The organism is Streptomyces sp. LZ34 (genome assembly GCF_053890475.1).
Genome location: NZ_CM132680.1, coordinates 2,750,964 through 2,766,462 on the forward strand (window position 1 = coordinate 2,750,964; position 15,499 = coordinate 2,766,462).

Annotated in this window: 15 protein-coding genes; 1 reads left to right on the top strand and 14 read right to left on the bottom strand. The window is 71.7% G+C overall.

Annotated features, from left to right (window positions below):
- Window positions 1–9 precede the first annotated feature (9 nt).
- The 6 genes from carB to pyrR all read right to left on the bottom strand — a co-directional run bounded on the left by carB (window position 10) and on the right by pyrR (window position 8,130).
- Window positions 10–3,321, bottom strand: coding sequence for a carbamoyl-phosphate synthase large subunit (gene carB, locus ACWY4P_RS10065; RefSeq protein WP_456209999.1), 3,312 nt, complete (start codon window positions 3,319–3,321; stop codon window positions 10–12).
- Window positions 3,314–4,462: a glutamine-hydrolyzing carbamoyl-phosphate synthase small subunit gene (gene carA, locus ACWY4P_RS10070; RefSeq protein WP_456210000.1), complete on the bottom strand. Its 1,149-nt coding sequence runs from the start codon at window positions 4,460–4,462 to the stop codon at window positions 3,314–3,316. The genes carB and carA overlap by 8 nt, the downstream gene beginning before the upstream one ends.
- The gene (locus tag ACWY4P_RS10075; protein ID WP_456210001.1) at window positions 4,459–5,112 is read right to left on the bottom strand and encodes a PH-like domain-containing protein; all 654 of its coding nucleotides are present in this window, start codon (window positions 5,110–5,112) and stop codon (window positions 4,459–4,461) included. The genes carA and ACWY4P_RS10075 overlap by 4 nt, the downstream gene beginning before the upstream one ends.
- Window positions 5,109–6,404: a dihydroorotase gene (locus ACWY4P_RS10080; protein ID WP_456210002.1), complete on the bottom strand. Its 1,296-nt coding sequence runs from the start codon at window positions 6,402–6,404 to the stop codon at window positions 5,109–5,111. Before ACWY4P_RS10080 ends, ACWY4P_RS10075 begins: the two co-directional genes overlap by 4 nt.
- Before the next feature lie 2 nt (window positions 6,405–6,406).
- Window positions 6,407–7,378: an aspartate carbamoyltransferase catalytic subunit gene (locus tag ACWY4P_RS10085; RefSeq protein ID WP_456210003.1), complete on the bottom strand. Its 972-nt coding sequence runs from the start codon at window positions 7,376–7,378 to the stop codon at window positions 6,407–6,409.
- 158 nt (window positions 7,379–7,536) lie between these two features.
- Complete coding sequence (pyrR, locus tag ACWY4P_RS10090; RefSeq protein ID WP_456210004.1) at window positions 7,537–8,130, bottom strand: bifunctional pyr operon transcriptional regulator/uracil phosphoribosyltransferase PyrR; 594 nt, start codon at window positions 8,128–8,130, stop codon at window positions 7,537–7,539.
- A 197-nt stretch (window positions 8,131–8,327) separates the two neighbouring features.
- On the opposite strand from pyrR, the gene bldD reads away from it, so the two are divergent.
- Complete coding sequence (bldD, locus tag ACWY4P_RS10095; RefSeq protein ID WP_014056259.1) at window positions 8,328–8,828, top strand: transcriptional regulator BldD; 501 nt, start codon at window positions 8,328–8,330, stop codon at window positions 8,826–8,828.
- Window positions 8,829–8,961: 133 nt separating this feature from the next.
- Here bldD and nusB read toward each other — a convergent pair whose 3' ends face one another.
- From nusB to aroC, 8 genes are all read right to left on the bottom strand, one after another.
- Window positions 8,962–9,411, bottom strand: a complete 450-nt coding sequence (gene nusB, locus ACWY4P_RS10100; RefSeq protein ID WP_456210005.1) for a transcription antitermination factor NusB — start codon at window positions 9,409–9,411, stop codon at window positions 8,962–8,964.
- 2 nt (window positions 9,412–9,413) lie between these two features.
- Window positions 9,414–9,980 (bottom strand): elongation factor P, encoded by a 567-nt coding sequence (gene efp / locus ACWY4P_RS10105; protein WP_089510370.1) that lies wholly within the window; start codon window positions 9,978–9,980, stop codon window positions 9,414–9,416.
- A 58-nt stretch (window positions 9,981–10,038) separates the two neighbouring features.
- Window positions 10,039–11,154 carry a M24 family metallopeptidase gene (locus ACWY4P_RS10110; protein ID WP_456210006.1) on the bottom strand — a complete coding sequence of 372 codons (1,116 nt, stop codon included), beginning with the start codon at window positions 11,152–11,154 and terminating at the stop codon, window positions 10,039–10,041.
- A 66-nt stretch (window positions 11,155–11,220) separates the two neighbouring features.
- Window positions 11,221–12,057, bottom strand: a complete 837-nt coding sequence (locus ACWY4P_RS10115) for an AAA family ATPase (protein ID WP_456210007.1) — start codon at window positions 12,055–12,057, stop codon at window positions 11,221–11,223.
- 149 nt (window positions 12,058–12,206) lie between these two features.
- On the bottom strand, window positions 12,207–12,647 hold the full coding sequence (gene aroQ / locus ACWY4P_RS10120; protein WP_456210008.1) for a type II 3-dehydroquinate dehydratase: 441 nt from the start codon (window positions 12,645–12,647) through the stop codon (window positions 12,207–12,209).
- Complete coding sequence (aroB, locus tag ACWY4P_RS10125) at window positions 12,644–13,738, bottom strand: 3-dehydroquinate synthase (protein ID WP_456210009.1); 1,095 nt, start codon at window positions 13,736–13,738, stop codon at window positions 12,644–12,646. The genes aroQ and aroB overlap by 4 nt, the downstream gene beginning before the upstream one ends.
- Window positions 13,735–14,277, bottom strand: a complete 543-nt coding sequence (locus tag ACWY4P_RS10130) for a shikimate kinase (protein WP_456210010.1) — start codon at window positions 14,275–14,277, stop codon at window positions 13,735–13,737. Before ACWY4P_RS10130 ends, aroB begins: the two co-directional genes overlap by 4 nt.
- Entirely contained in the window at window positions 14,274–15,458 is a 1,185-nt protein-coding gene (gene aroC / locus ACWY4P_RS10135; RefSeq protein ID WP_456210011.1) for a chorismate synthase, read from the bottom strand. The genes ACWY4P_RS10130 and aroC overlap by 4 nt, the downstream gene beginning before the upstream one ends.
- Between the last annotated feature and the right edge of the window lie 41 nt (window positions 15,459–15,499).

Genomic DNA, 15,499 nt, shown 5'->3' on the forward strand with positions numbered 1-15,499 from the left:
CTCCCGCCGCTACTGCGCGCGGGCCGCGGTCAGGTGCTCCGCGTGCTCCTGCAAGGACCGGACGCCGACCGCGCCCCGGCCGAGCGCCTCGATGCCCTGGACGGCGGCAGCGAGGGCCTGGACCGTGGTCAGGCAGGGGATGCCGCGGGCCACGGCCGCCGTACGGATGTCGTAGCCGTCCAGGCGGCCGCCGGTGCCGTAGGGGGTGTTGACGATCAGGTCGACCCCGCCGTCGTGGATGAGCTGGACGATGGTCTTCTCGCCGCCCGGGCCCTCGCCCTCGCTCTGCTTGCGCACCACGGTCGCGTTGATGCCGTTGCGCTTGAGCACCTCGGCGGTGCCGGAGGTGGCCAGCAGCTCGAAGCCGAGGGCGACCAGCTCACGGGCCGGGAAGATCATCGAGCGCTTGTCGCGGTTGGCGACGGACACGAACGCGCGGCCCTTGGTGGGCAGCGCCCCGTACGCCCCGGCCTGCGACTTGGCGTACGCCGCGCCGAAGACCGAGTCGATGCCCATGACCTCGCCGGTGGAGCGCATCTCCGGGCCGAGGATGGTGTCCACGCCGCGCCCCGAGGCGTCGCGGAACCGGCTCCACGGCATCACGGCCTCCTTGACGGAGATCGGCGCGTCCAGCGGGAGCGTGCCGCCGTCGCCGCTGCTCGGCAGCAGGCCCTCGGCGCGCAGCTCGGCGATGGTCGCGCCCAGCGAGATGCGGGCGGCGGCCTTGGCGAGCGGCACGGCGGTGGCCTTGGAGGTGAAGGGCACCGTGCGGGAGGCGCGCGGGTTCGCCTCCAGGACGTACAGAATGTCCCCGGCCATGGCGAACTGGATGTTGATCAGGCCGCGCACCCCGACGCCGCGCGCGATGGCCTCGGTGGAGGCCCGCAGCCGCTTGATGTCGAAGCCGCCGAGGGTGATCGGGGGCAGCGCGCAGGCCGAGTCGCCGGAGTGGATGCCGGCCTCCTCGATGTGCTCCATGACGCCGCCGAGGTAGAGCTCGTGGCCGTCGTAGAGCGCGTCCACGTCGATCTCGATGGCGTCGTCGAGGAAGCGGTCGATGAGGACCGGGTGCTCGGAGATCAGCCCGGCGTGCCGCTCCAGGTAGGCGGCCAGGGAGGGCTCGTCGTAGACGATCTCCATGCCGCGGCCGCCCAGGACGTACGAGGGGCGCACCATGACCGGGTAGCCGATCTCGGCGGCGATGCCCTTGGCCTCCCCGAAGGAGAAGGCGGTGCCGTACTTGGGCGCGGGCAGCCCGGCCTCGGTCAGCACCCGGCCGAAGGCGCCGCGCTCCTCGGCGAGGTTGATCGCCTCGGGCGAGGTGCCGACGACAGGCACGCCGTTGTCCTTGAGCGCCTGGGCCAGGCCCAGCGGGGTCTGGCCGCCGAGCTGGACGATGACGCCCGCGACCGGGCCCGCCTGCTGCTCGGCGTGGACGATCTCCAGCACGTCCTCCAGGGTGAGCGGCTCGAAGTAGAGCCGGTCGGAGGTGTCGTAGTCGGTGGAGACGGTCTCCGGGTTGCAGTTGACCATGACGGTCTCGTAGCCCGCGTCGTGCAGCGCGAAGGAGGCGTGCACACACGAGTAGTCGAACTCGATGCCCTGGCCGATCCGGTTGGGGCCCGAGCCCAGGATGATCACGGCGGGCTTCTCGCGCGGCGCGACCTCGGTCTCCTCGTCGTAGGAGGAGTAGAAGTACGGGGTCTCGGCGGCGAACTCGGCGGCGCAGGTGTCCACGGTCTTGTAGACGGGCCGCACCCCCAGCGCATGCCGCACCTCGCGGACCACGTCCTCGCGCAGCGAGCGGATGGCCGCGATCTGGGCGTCGGAGAAGCCGTGCCGCTTGGCCTCGGCGAGCAGCTCCGGCTCCAGCTTCTCGGCGGCCGCGAGCTCGTCGGCGATCTCCTTGATCAGGAAGAGCTGGTCGACGAACCACGGGTCGATCTTCGTGGCCTCGAAGACCTCCTCCGGCGTGGCGCCCGCGCGGATGGCCCGCATGACCGTGTTGATACGGCCGTCGGTCGGACGCCGGGCCTCTTCCAGCAGGGCGGCCTTGTCGCCGGGCTCGCCCACGAACGAGAACTGGCTGCCCTTCTTCTCCAGCGAGCGCAGCGCCTTCTGCAGCGCCTCGGTGAAGTTACGGCCGATCGCCATGGCCTCGCCGACCGACTTCATGGTGGTGGTGAGGGTGGAGTCGGCGCTCGGGAACTTCTCGAAGGCGAACCGCGGGGCCTTGACGACCACGTAGTCGAGGGTCGGCTCGAACGAGGCCGGGGTCTCCCGCGTGATGTCGTTCGGGATCTCGTCGAGGGTGTAGCCGACGGCGAGCTTGGCCGCGATCTTGGCGATCGGGAAGCCGGTCGCCTTGGAGGCCAGGGCCGAGGAGCGCGAGACGCGCGGGTTCATCTCGATGACGATGACCCGGCCGTCGTCGGGGTTGACCGCGAACTGGATGTTGCAGCCGCCGGTGTCGACGCCGACCTCGCGGATGACGGCGATGCCGATGTCGCGCAGGACCTGGTACTCGCGGTCGGTCAGCGTCATCGCGGGCGCGACGGTGATCGAGTCGCCGGTGTGCACGCCCATGGGGTCGAAGTTCTCGATGGAGCAGACGACCACGACGTTGTCGTGCTTGTCGCGCATCAGCTCCAGCTCGTACTCCTTCCAGCCGAGGATGGACTCCTCGATGAGCACCTCGGTGGTGGGCGAGAGCGCCAGGCCCTGGCCGGCGATGCGGCGCAGCTCCTCCTCGTCGTGGGCGAAGCCGGAGCCGGCGCCGCCCATGGTGAAGGAGGGGCGCACGACGACGGGGTAGCCGCCGAGCTGGTCGACGCCGGCGAGGACGTCGTCCATGGAGTGACAGATGACCGAGCGGGCGGACTCGCCGTGGCCGATCTTGGTACGGACGGCCTCGACGACGTCCTTGAAGAGGTCGCGGTCCTCGCCCTTGTGGATGGCCTCGACGTTGGCGCCGATCAGCTCGACGCCGTACTTCTCGAGCGTGCCCGCCTCGTGCAGGGAGATCGCGGTGTTGAGCGCGGTCTGCCCGCCGAGGGTGGGCAGCAGCGCGTCGGGGCGCTCCTTGGCGATGATCTTCTCGACGAACTCCGGGGTGATCGGCTCGACGTACGTCGCGTCGGCGATCTCCGGGTCGGTCATGATCGTGGCCGGGTTGGAGTTGACCAGGACGACCCGCAGCCCCTCCGCCTTGAGGACGCGACAGGCCTGGGTGCCGGAGTAGTCGAATTCGGCGGCCTGGCCGATGACGATCGGGCCGGAGCCGATGACCAGAACGGACTGGATGTCGGTGCGCTTAGGCACGCTGGCCCTCCATCAGGGAGACAAAGCGGTCGAACAGGTAGGCCGCGTCGTGCGGGCCCGCGGCGGCCTCGGGGTGGTACTGGACGCTGAACGCGGGGCGGTCGAGCAGCTGGAGGCCCTCGACCACGTTGTCGTTGAGGCACACATGGGAGACCTCGACCCGCCCGAACGGGGTGTCGGAGGGCCCGTCCAGCGGGGCGTCGACGGCGAAGCCGTGGTTGTGCGCGGTGACCTCGACCTTGCCGGTGGTGCGGTCCTGCACCGGCTGGTTGATGCCGCGGTGGCCGTACTTCAGCTTGTACGTGCCGAAGCCCAGCGCGCGGCCGAGGATCTGGTTGCCGAAGCAGATGCCGAACAGCGGGGTGCCGCGCTCCAGGACCGCCCGCATCACGGAGACCGGGTGGTCGGCGGTGGCCGGGTCGCCCGGCCCGTTGGAGAAGAACACCCCGTCCGGGTTGACCGCGTGGACGTCCTCAACCGTCGCGGTCGCGGGCAGCACGTGCACCTCGATGCCGCGCTCGGCCATCCGCTGTGGGGTCATGCCCTTGATGCCGAGGTCGACCGCGGCGACGGTGAACCGCTTGGTACCGATCGCGGGGACGACATAACGCTCCGTGGTGGCGACCTCGCCGCTGAGGTCCGCGCCCTTCATCTGCGGCGCGGCCCGCACCTTGGCCAGCAGCGCGGCCTCGTCAGCCCCGCCGGCGATCGCCTGCCCGGAGAAGATGCCGACGCGCATGGCACCGCGCTCGCGCAGATGGCGGGTGAGGGCGCGGGTGTCGATGCCGCTGATGCCGACCACGCCCTGGGCGGCCAGCTCCTCGTCCAGGGAGCGGCGCGAGCGCCAGTTGGAGGGCACCCGGGCGGGGTCGCGGACCACATAGCCCGAGACCCAGATCCGCTTCGACTCCGGGTCCTCGTCGTTGACGCCGGTGTTGCCGACGTGCGGGGCGGTCATGACGACGACCTGCCGGTGGTACGAGGGGTCGGTCAGGGTCTCCTGGTAGCCGGTCATGCCGGTGGAGAAGACCGCCTCGCCGAAGGTCTCCCCCACGGCCCCGTAGGCCCGGCCGCGGAAGGTGCGGCCGTCCTCCAGGACGAGGACTGCGGGGGTTTTGGCCCCCCTGGTGGAGGTGGTCATCGTGCGCCTTCCGTGTCGTGCGAGGGGGCGGCCGCGTCGCTGGGGCCGCCGGAGAGTTCGGTGAGGGTGTCCACCCACGCGGTGTGCTCGGCCGCGTGGTCGGAGCGGAAGCCGGAGTCGATCAGGCGGTCGCCCAGCTGCCAGGTGATCACCAGCAGGCCGCCCTCGGCGAGGACCTTGCCGGCGATGCCCTTGTCGAGCCGGGCGCCGCGGAGGCTGCCGGCCGGGATGAAGAAGTCGCGCGCCCCGGGGCGTACGACGGCCAGGCCCTGCCCGGTCAGGGTGAGCTCGGCGCGGCTGCGGGTGCCCAGGCCCTGGGCGACGATCCGGTCGAGCCACTGCCCGGCGGTGGTCGAGCCGTGGTAACGGCCGGAGAGGCACAGCCGGGCGGGGGCCAGCCGGGCGGGCCCGAGCTCGGCCGGGTCCGGGGCCTGGGGCAGCTCGGGCAGATCGCCCTGGAGCGTGCCCCGCCACTTCCACCCCTCGCGCATCAGCCAGTAGACGAGCGCGATGAAGAGCAGCAGGCCCACGACCCAGCCGACGCGCGCGGCCCAGTCCGTCACGTCCTGCGACTTCTGCTCGGCCGCCAGGCCCGCCAGGGGGCCCGCTACCGGATTTGTCAGGCTGTTCAGACTGCTCAGAGGTGTCACGCCAGTTTCCCGTCCACGACCGTCGCCCGGCCCCGCAGGAAGGTGTACGTCACTCGGCCCGGCAGTTCACGGCCCTCGTAGGGGGTGTTGCGGCTGCGGGAGGCGAAGCCCGCGGGGTTCACCACACCACGGTATGCGGAGTCGAGGAGGGTGAGGTTGGCGGGCTCCCCGGGAGCGATGGGGCGCCCGTGGCCGGCCAGCCGGCCGATGGCCGAGGGGCGGTGCGACATCCGGTCGGCGACGCCCGCCCAGTCCAGCAGGCCGGTGTCGACCATGGTGTGCTGGACGACGGAGAGCGCGGTCTCCAGGCCGACCATGCCCATGGCCGCCGCGCCCCACTCACAGTCCTTGTCCTCGTGCGGGTGCGGGGCGTGGTCGGTGGCGACGCAGTCGATGGTGCCGTCGGCGAGCGCCTCGCGCAGCGCCATGACGTCGGCCTCGGTGCGCAGCGGCGGGTTCACCTTGTAGACGGGGTTGTAGGAGCGTACGAGCTCGTCGGTGAGCAGCAGGTGGTGCGGGGTGACCTCGGCGGTGACGTTCCAGCCCTTGGACTTGGCCCAGCGGACGATCTCGACCGAGCCCGCGGTGGACAGGTGGCAGATGTGCACCCGGGAGCCGACGTGTGCGGCGAGCAGCACATCGCGGGCGATGATCGACTCCTCGGCGACGGCAGGCCAGCCGCCGAGCCCGAGCTCGGCGGAGACCACGCCCTCGTTCATCTGGGCGCCCTCGGTCAGCCGCGGCTCCTGGGCGTGCTGGGCGATGACGCCGTCGAAGGCCTTCACATACTCCAGGGCGCGGCGCATGATCACGGCGTCGTCCACGCACTTGCCGTCGTCGGAGAAGACCCGCACGCCCGCGGCGGAGTCGTTCATGGCGCCCAGCTCGGCGAGCTTCTTGCCCTCCAGGCCGACGGTGACGGCGCCGACGGGCTGCACATCGCAGTAGCCGGACTCCTTGCCCAGCCGCCACACCTGCTCGACGACGCCCGCGGTGTCGGCGACCGGGAAGGTGTTGGCCATGGCGTGGACGGCGGTGTAGCCGCCGGCGGCGGCCGCGCGGGTGCCGGTGTGGACGGTCTCGGAGTCCTCGCGGCCGGGCTCGCGCAGATGGGTGTGGAGGTCGACGAGGCCGGGCAGCAGGATCTGTCCTGTGGCGTCGATCACGGTGGCGTCGCCCGCGTCGATGCCGGTGCCGACGGCGGCGATCCGCTCGCCCTCGATCAGCACGTCCCGCACCTCGCCGCCGAGGACCTTCGCGCCGCGGAGGAGGGTCTTGTGGGTCTCGCTCATGCTTACTTGCTCTCCTCGGTACGGGACGTGGCGACGGCGGGTTCGTTCCCGCCGAGCAGCAGGTACAGGACGGCCATGCGGATCGAGACGCCGTTGGCGACCTGCTCGACGGCCGTGCAGCGGTCGGAGTCCGCGACCTCGGCGGTGATCTCCATGCCGCGGTTCATGGGGCCGGGGTGCATGACGATGGCGTGCTCGGGCATGCGGGCCATCCGGTCGCCGTCCAGCCCGTAGCGGCGCGCGTATTCGCGCTCGGTGGGGAAGAAGGCGGCGTGCATGCGCTCGCGCTGGACGCGCAGCATCATCACGGCGTCGGACTTGCCGACCACCGCGTCGAGGTCGTACGAGACCTCGCACGGCCAGCTCTCGACCCCGAAGGGCACCAGGGTCGGCGGGGCGACCAGGGTCACCTCGGCGCCCAGGGTGGACAGCAGATGGACGTTGGAGCGGGCGACCCGGCTGTGCAGGATGTCGCCGACGATGGTGATCCGGCGGCCCGCCAGGTCCTGCCCGGTGCCCGAGGTCAGATGGCGGCGCATGGTGAAGGCGTCCAGCAGCGCCTGGGTGGGGTGCTCGTGGGTGCCGTCCCCGGCGTTGACGACCGAGCCGCCGATCCAGCCGGAGGTGGCCAGCCGGTGCGGGGCGCCGGAGTCGTGGTGGCGGATGACCACGGCGTCGGCGCCCATCGCCTCCAGGGTGAGCGCGGTGTCCTTCAGGGACTCGCCCTTGGAGACCGAGGAGCCCTTGGCGGAGAAGTTGATGACGTCGGCGGACAGCCGCTTGGCGGCCGCCTCGAACGAGATGCGGGTGCGGGTGGAGTCCTCGAAGAAGAGGTTGACGACGGTACGGCCGCGCAGGGTCGGCAGTTTCTTGATCGGCCGGTCGGCGATACGGGCCAGCTCCTCGGCGGTGTCGAGGATCAGGACGGCGTCGTCGCGCGTGAGATCGGCGGCCGAGATGAGGTGGCGCTTCATCCGGTTGCTCCGTGAGTGAGGGAGATGTTCAGGCGTGCGGTGGGCAGGCGGAGGCGTCGTCGTGGCCGGCGTACCGGGCCCGCGGCGGTCACCGGGGCTCCGGGGCCGCGGAGCGGCCGTGGGGCCGTGGTTCCGTGCCGCGGCGGCTCCGGCCGGGGCTACTGCCCGTCCGCGGGGGCGGCCCCGCGCACGCCGAGGAGCACGCTGTCGCGGCCGTCCTCCTCGGTGAGCTGGACCTTGACCGTCTCCCGCAGCGACGTGGGGAGGTTCTTGCCGACGTAGTCGGCGCGGATCGGCAGCTCGCGGTGGCCGCGGTCGACCAGGACCGCGAGCTGGACGGCGCGCGGCCGGCCGATGTCGCCCAGGGCGTCGAGCGCGGCGCGGATGGTGCGGCCCGAGAAGAGCACATCGTCGACCAGCACCACCAGACGGCCGTCGATGCCGTCCCCGGGGATGTCGGTGCGGGCGAGCGCGCGGGCCGGGCGCAGCCTCAGGTCGTCGCGGTACATGGTGATGTCGAGCGAGCCGACCGGCACCTGGCCGGGCGCCTTGCCGGTGATCTCCCCGAGCCGCGTGGCCAGCCGCCGGGCGAGGTGCACACCGCGGGTCGGGATGCCGAGGAGCACCACGTCGTCGGCGCCCTTGGCGCGCTCGACGATCTCGTGGGCGATACGGGTCAGAACGCGGGCGATGTCCGGTGCCTCGAGCACGGAGCGCGCCGCGTCTGCCGCGTCGGTGGTACGTGCGTCCATACGAAACGGACCCCCTTCTCCGCCTCACGGGACGGACCTTAAAGGACGTCGGAATTGCGCCATTCACACTAGCAGGAGCGGTGGGCCGACCCGTCATCGCCCCTGGCGGAGACCCCCTGCGCTCCGTTCGGCTTGACGAATGGAGATTACGCTGCGTAACCTCACAGTGAGTTACCAGTCTTCGTCCGGGGAGCTTTATGTCCAGCGAATACGCCAAACAGCTCGGAGCCAAGCTCCGTGCCATCCGCACCCAGCAGGGCCTCTCCCTCCACGGTGTCGAGGAGAAGTCCCAGGGCCGCTGGAAGGCCGTCGTGGTCGGCTCGTACGAGCGCGGGGACCGTGCCGTGACCGTGCAGCGCCTCGCCGAGTTGGCCGACTTCTACGGCGTCCCGGTCCAGGAGCTGCTTCCGGGCACCAGCCCGGCCGGGGCCGCCGAGCCGCCGCCGAAGCTGGTGCTGGACCTCGAGCGGCTGGCCCATGTGCCCGTCGAGAAGGCGGGGCCGCTACAGCGGTATGCCGCCACGATCCAGAGCCAGCGCGGGGATTACAACGGCAAGGTGCTGTCGATCCGCCAGGACGACCTGCGCACCCTCGCCGTGATCTACGACCAGTCGCCTTCGGTGCTCACCGAGCAGCTGATCAGCTGGGGTGTGCTGGGCGCGGATGCGCGCCGGGCAGTCCAGCACGAGGACGTCTGACGCCACGCGCGATCTCTTTTGGAGCTGGCAGAGTCAGCAGAGAACAGCAACGAGCAGAAACGTGCCGCCGGGGGCGGTGGAACCGGCCGGTTCCACCGCCCCCGGCGGCTTTGTACGCTCAGGCTCGGAGCGGTCAGGCTTCCGTGGCCGGCTGATCGCCCCGGCGCAGGCTCGGCTTCAGCTCCTTGAAGCGGCCCAGGAGCCCGTTGACGAAGGCCGGCGAGTCATCGGTGGAGAACTCCTTGGCGAGCTGCACCGCCTCGTCGATCACGACGGCGTCCGGAGTCTCGTCCTCCCACACCAGCTCGTAGGCGCCGAGCCGCAGGATGTTCCGGTCGACGACCGGCATCCGGTCCAGCGTCCAGCCCACCGCGTAGGTGGAGATCAGCTCGTCGATCCGGCCCGTGTACTGGGCATACCCCTCGACGAGCTGCATCGTGTATTCGCTGACCGGCGGCTGCCGGTCGTCGGTCCGGGCGTGCCGGATCCAGTCCGCGAGGACCGTCTGCACGGAGGTGCCACGCTGGTCGGCCTCGAAAAGGATCTGGAAGGCACGCTTGCGGGCCTTGTTGCGGGCAGCCACGGTTAGCTGTTCACCCGACCGAGGTACTCACCGGAACGGGTGTCGACCTTGATCTTCTCACCGGTGGTGATGAACAGCGGGACGCCGATCTCGTAGCCGGTCTCCAGCTTGGCGGGCTTGGTGCCGCCGGTGGAGCGGTCGCCCTGGACGCCCGGCTCGGTGTACTCGATCACCAGCTCGACCGCGGCCGGCAGCTCGACGTAGAGCGGGTTGCCCTCGTACATCGCCACGACGGCCTCGAAGCCCTCGAGCAGGTACCGGGCGTTGTCGCCGACGACCTCGGGGCTGATGTAGATCTGGTCGAAAGTGTCCATGTCCATGAACACGAAGCTCTCGCCGTCCTTGTACGAGAACTGCATGCCGCGCTTGTCGACATTGGCCGTCTCGACCTTCACGCCGGCGTTGAAGGTCTTGTCGACCACCTTGCCGGACAGCACATTCTTGAGCTTGGTGCGGACGAAAGCAGGGCCCTTGCCGGGCTTGACGTGCTGGAACTCGACGACGGACCAGAGCTGGCCCCCGTCGAGCTTGAGCACCAGGCCATTCTTGAGGTCGTTCGTGGATGCCACGGTTGCGGGATCTCCTGGACTACAGCTGGTGGGACCAGAAAGATGCGACGCGCCAAAGTCAGAGCGCGAGCAGCTCCTTGGTCGTGATGGTGAGTAGCTCGGGTCCGCCGTCCGCCTCGGAGCGGACGACGAGCGTGTCATCGATCCGGACACCGCCCCGACCCGGGAGGTGGACCCCCGGTTCGACAGTGACCGGCACACAAGCGTCCAGTTTACCCATGGCCGAGGGTGTGAGCCGAGGGTCCTCGTCGATTTCCAGGCCCACGCCGTGTCCCATCCGCGGTCCCAGCCCCTCTCCGAACCCCGCGGAGTCCAGCACCTGCCGGGTCGCGCGGTCCACATCCCGGCAGGCCGCGCCGGGTACCAGCGCCTCCCGCCCGGCCCGCTGCGCCGCGAAAACCGCGTCGTACAGCTCCACCTGCCAGGTGGCGGGAGACGGGCCGATCACAAACGTACGCCCCACCTCGCAGCGGTAGCCCCGGTAGTCGGCGCCCAGGCCGATGGTGAGAAAGTCACCCTCCTCGACCCGCCGGTCGGTGGGCACGTGCCCGGCCCGGCCCGAGTTCGGCCCGGTGGCCACGACCGTGGGGAAGGCCGGGCCGTCCGCGCCGTGATCCACCAGCCGGCGCTCCAGCTCCAGCGCCAGATGCCGCTCGGTCCGGCCGACCAGGATCGACTCCAGCAGCTCGCCGAGCGCCTGGTCGGCGAGCTCGGCGGCGATCCGCAGACAGGAGATCTCCTCGTCGTCCTTGACCAGCCGCAGCTGCTCCACGGCCCGGCCCAGGTCCACCAGCCGCAGTCGCGGGGCAGCCGCTGCGAGCGCCCGGTGGCGGGCGACGGTCAGATGGTGCTCCTCGACGGCCAGCGACTCGGCGCCGTCCGCGGCGGCCAGGTCGGCGGCGGCCACGGCCGGGTCCCCGCCCTGGCCGGGCAGCACGAGAATCCGCAGGTCCTCGGGGTGGCGCGAGCCGCCGGGCAGCGGCTCCCAGAACGGCGTCAGGGGCGCCAGCAGCACGTCCTGGACCGGCCCCAGCAGCAGCACGGCACCCGGCGGCACGCCGCCGCCGCACAGATAGCGCACGTTGGCGGGCCTGGCGACCAGCGCGGCCTCGCCGCCCGCCGCCGCGCACTGGTCGCGCAGCCGGGCACGTCGGGCCGCGTACGCCTGGGACATGCTCCCGAGCCTACGCAGTGCGGCCCTCCGCGGCCGGTCGAGCGACCCGAATGGGGAGCCGCCCGCTTACCAACTGGGCGGACTCGCGATGCTCCGGGCGACGACCTCGTCCAGCATGTGGGCCGTGGTCGCCACGTCGTACGTGGAGTTGTCGATGATCGGCAGGCCGGAGCCGTACCAGCCGGCCATCCGGCCGTGGATCCGGGCCACTTCCTCGTCACTCAGCCGGCGGTTGCCGCTGCGGGCCGCGTTCCGCTCCAGGACGACCTCCAGACCCGGCAGCACCACGACGGGCAGCAGACCGGGGCCGACGTGGCGCTTCCAGCCGCCGAGGCCCACGACCGGGCGGTCCGGGAAGACGGCGTCGTCCAGGATGCAGGAGATCCCGTTGGCCAGGAAGTTACGGGCGGCGAAGCCGCAGGTGCGGCGGGCGAGACGATACTGCGCCTCGGAATGCTCGTTCCACCCCGACTGCGGGTTCGCGAAACCGGACCTGACCCACTCTCGGACGTCGTCCAGGCTGATGTGCGCGGTCGGCACCCGCCGGCGGTCGGCCCAATGGCGGGCGACGGTCGTCTTGCCCGCCCCCGCCGGGCCGATCAGCAGCACCGCCACCGCCACCTGCGAGGCGTCGGCCACCGCCGCGCCGCCCGTCGGCGGGTGCGGCAGCGGCACCGGGCCGCCGGGTGGAAGCTGGATATGGCCGGTGACACCCGAGGGGTCCATGGGCGGCGGGGCAGGCGTCGGGTGGAGCGGGGCCGGGGGGACGGGAGGGCCAGGGTGGTGGGCCGGTTGGGGGCCCGGGTGGTGACTCGTGCCCTGGGCCCAGCCGGCGCCGCCCGCGCCGGGGGCTTGCCCGGGCTGATGGGGCGGTGGCAGCGGAGCTCCCACTGAGTGCTGCATCCGGTGGCACTCCGTCTCGTGCAGGCGGTCTGGTACTGGCAACTGTCGCGTGAAGACGCGGCGGTGAGGCCGGTTCTACCGAACGGTACCCGCCCCGGCCGCCACTGTGTGAACGGCCGGGGAATACGGTGTGTGCCCAGCGAACGCCGTCATCCGGCCAACTCGTCCGCCAAAGCGCGCAATGCGAGGCGATACGACCCGATTCCGAAGCCGGCGACGGTGCCGCTGGCGACCGCGGCGATGACAGAGTTGTGACGGAACTCCTCCCGCGCGTGCGGGTTGGAGATATGCACCTCGACCAGCGGGGCGGTGCGCTGCGCCGCCGCGTCCCGCATCCCGTACGAGTAGTGCGTGAAGGCACCGGGGTTGATGACGACCGGGATCGAGCCGTCCGCCGCCTCGTGCAGCCAGCGGATCATCTCGCCCTCGTCGTTGGTCTCCCGCACGTCCACCTCGAAGCCCAGCTCCGCGCCGAGCTTCGCGCACTCCTCCACAAGACCGGCGTAGGAGGTCGCACCGTAGACGTCCGGCTCGCGGCTGCCGAGCCGCCCCAGGTTGGGGCCGTTGAGGACGAGCACCTTCCGGGTCACGCGGACACCTCTCCGTACGCCGCGAGCAGCACGGCCGGATCCGGGCCCTCCAGCACCGCGGGCTTGGCCAGGCCGTCGAGGACAATGAAGCGCAGCAGGTCGCCGCGGGACTTCTTGTCGACCTTCATGGTCTCCAGCAGCCGGGGCCACTGGTCGCCGCGGTACGTCAGCGGCAGGCCTACGGAGCCCAGGACCGCGCGGTGCCGGTCGGCCGTGGCATCGTCCAGGCGCCCGGCGAGGCGGCCCAGTTCGGCGGCGAAGACCATGCCGACGGAGACCGCCGCGCCGTGCCGCCACTTGTAGCGCTCGTTCTTCTCGATGGCGTGGGCGAGGGTGTGACCGTAGTTGAGGATCTCCCGCAGCCCCGCCTCCTTGAGGTCGGAGGAGACGACCTCGGCCTTCACCCGGATGGAGCGCTCGATGAGCTCGGCGGTGTGCGGCCCCGCGGGGGTACGGGCCGCCTCCGGGTCCGTCTCGATCAGCTCCAGGATCGCCGGGTCGGCGATGAAGCCCGCCTTGATGATCTCGGCGAGGCCGCTGACATAGTCGTTGACCGGCAGCGAGTCGAGCGCGGCCAGGTCGCACAGCACCCCGGCCGGCGGGTGGAAGGCGCCGACCAGGTTCTTGCCCTCGGCGGTGTTGATCCCGGTCTTGCCGCCGACCGCCGCGTCCACCATGCCGAGCACGGTCGTCGGGACGGCGATCCAGCGCACCCCGCGCAGCCAGGTCGCGGCGACGAAGCCCGCGAGGTCGGTGGAGGCGCCCCCGCCGACGCCGATGATCACATCGCTGCGGGTGAAGCCGGTCTGGCCGAGCGCCTTCCAGCAGTACGCGGCGACCTCGGCGGTCTTGGCCTCCTCCGCGTTGGGCAGCTGGATCGCGATGGCCTCGTAGCCCTGCCCGAGGAGGTCCTGCCGGATGGCCTCGCCGGTCTCGTCCAGCGCCTCGGGGTGCAGCACGGCGACGCGCTTCGCCGCGGTGCCGATGAGGCCGGGCAGCTCGCCGAGCAGCCGGCGGCCGATCAGGACCTCGTACGGCTCGCTGCCCGCGGTGCCGCCGACCTGGATACGGGTGGGTGTGTCCGTGCTCATGCGTCCTTCAACTCCAGTGCGTCGAGGACCGCGTCGGCGACGTCCTCGGGGGTGCGGCCCTCGGTCGACACGACCGCGCGGGCCACCTCGGTGTACAGCGGACGTCGCTGCTCCATGAGCTCGCGCCAGCGCTGCCGCGGGTTGACGGCGAGCAGCGGGCGCGGCGCGTCGAGGCCGGTGCGCTTGACCGCCTCGGCGACGCCCATCTCCAGGAAGATCACCGGCAGGTCGGCAAGCAGAGCGCGGGTGGAGTCGTCCAGGATCGCGCCGCCGCCGAGGGCCAGCACGCCGCGGTGCTCGGCGACCGCGGCGCGCACGGCCTGCCGCTCCAGCTCGCGGAAGTGCGGCTCGCCCTCGTCGATGAAGATCTCGGAGATCGGCTTGCCGGCCGTCTCGACGATGTCGGTGTCGGTGTCCCGGAAGCCGGTCCCGAGCCGCTCGGCGAGCACCCTTCCGACGGTGCTCTTCCCCACGCCCATGGGCCCGACCAGCACGATCGCCGGCCCGTTCGCTCCCGGGCCGCTCGCTTGGCCGCTCACTTGATGGCCAGGTTGTCGAGGAAGCCCTTGACGTTGCGGCGGGTCTCGGTGACCGAGTCGCCGCCGAACTTCTCCGCGACGGCGTCCGCGAGGACCAGCGCCACCATCGCCTCCGCGACGATGCCCGCGGCCGGGACCGCGCACACGTCCGAGCGCTGGTGGTGGGCCTGGGTCGGCTCGCCCGTCGTGACGTCGACCGTGGCCAGGGCCCGCGGCACGGTCGCGATCGGCTTCATCGCGGCGCGCACCCGCAGCAGCTCGCCCGTGGTCAGTCCGCCCTCGGTGCCGCCGGAGCGGCCGGAGGCCCGCCTGATGCCGTGCTCGCCCGGCACGATCTCGTCGTGCGCCTTCGAACCGGGCACCCGGGCCAGACCGAAGCCGTCGCCGACCTCGACGCCCTTGATGGCCTGGATGCCCATCAGGGCGGCGGCCAGACGGGCGTCGAGCCGCCGGTCCCAGTGGACATGCGAACCGAGGCCCACCGGCACGCCGTACGCCAGCACCTCGACGACGCCGCCGAGCGTGTCGCCGTCCTTATGGGCCTGGTCGATCTCGGCGACCATCGCCTCGCTCGCGTCGGCGTCCAGACAGCGCACCGGGTCGGCGTCCAGCCGCTCCACGTCCGCGGGGGTCGGGTACACGCCGTACGGGGCCCTGGCCGCGGCCAGCTCCACCACATGGGAGACGATCTCGATGCCCGTCGTCTCCTTGAGGTAGGAGCGGGCGACCGTGCCGAGCGCGACACGGGCCGCGGTCTCGCGGGCGCTGGCCCGCTCCAGGATCGGCCGGGCCTCGTCGAAGCCGTACTTCTGCATGCCCGCCAGGTCCGCGTGGCCGGGGCGGGGCCGGGTCAGCGGCGCGTTACGGGCCAGCCCGGCGAGCACCTCCGGGTCCACCGGGTCGGCCGCCATGACCTGCTCCCACTTCGGCCACTCGGTGTTGCCGACCATGATGGCCACGGGGGAGCCGAGGCTGAGGCCGTGCCGTACCCCGCCGAGGAAGGTGACCTCGTCGCGCTCGAACTTCATCCGGGCACCACGCCCATAGCCGAGCCGCCGGCGGGCGAGGGCGTCCGCCACCATGTCGGTGGTGATCGGCACACCGGCGGGCAGTCCCTCCAGCGTCGCCACGAGTGCGGGGCCGTGCGACTCCCCCGCGGTCAGCCAGCGCAACCTGCTCAACGGTGCTCCTCATGCTCGCGCCTCGACGTACGGCGGCATGG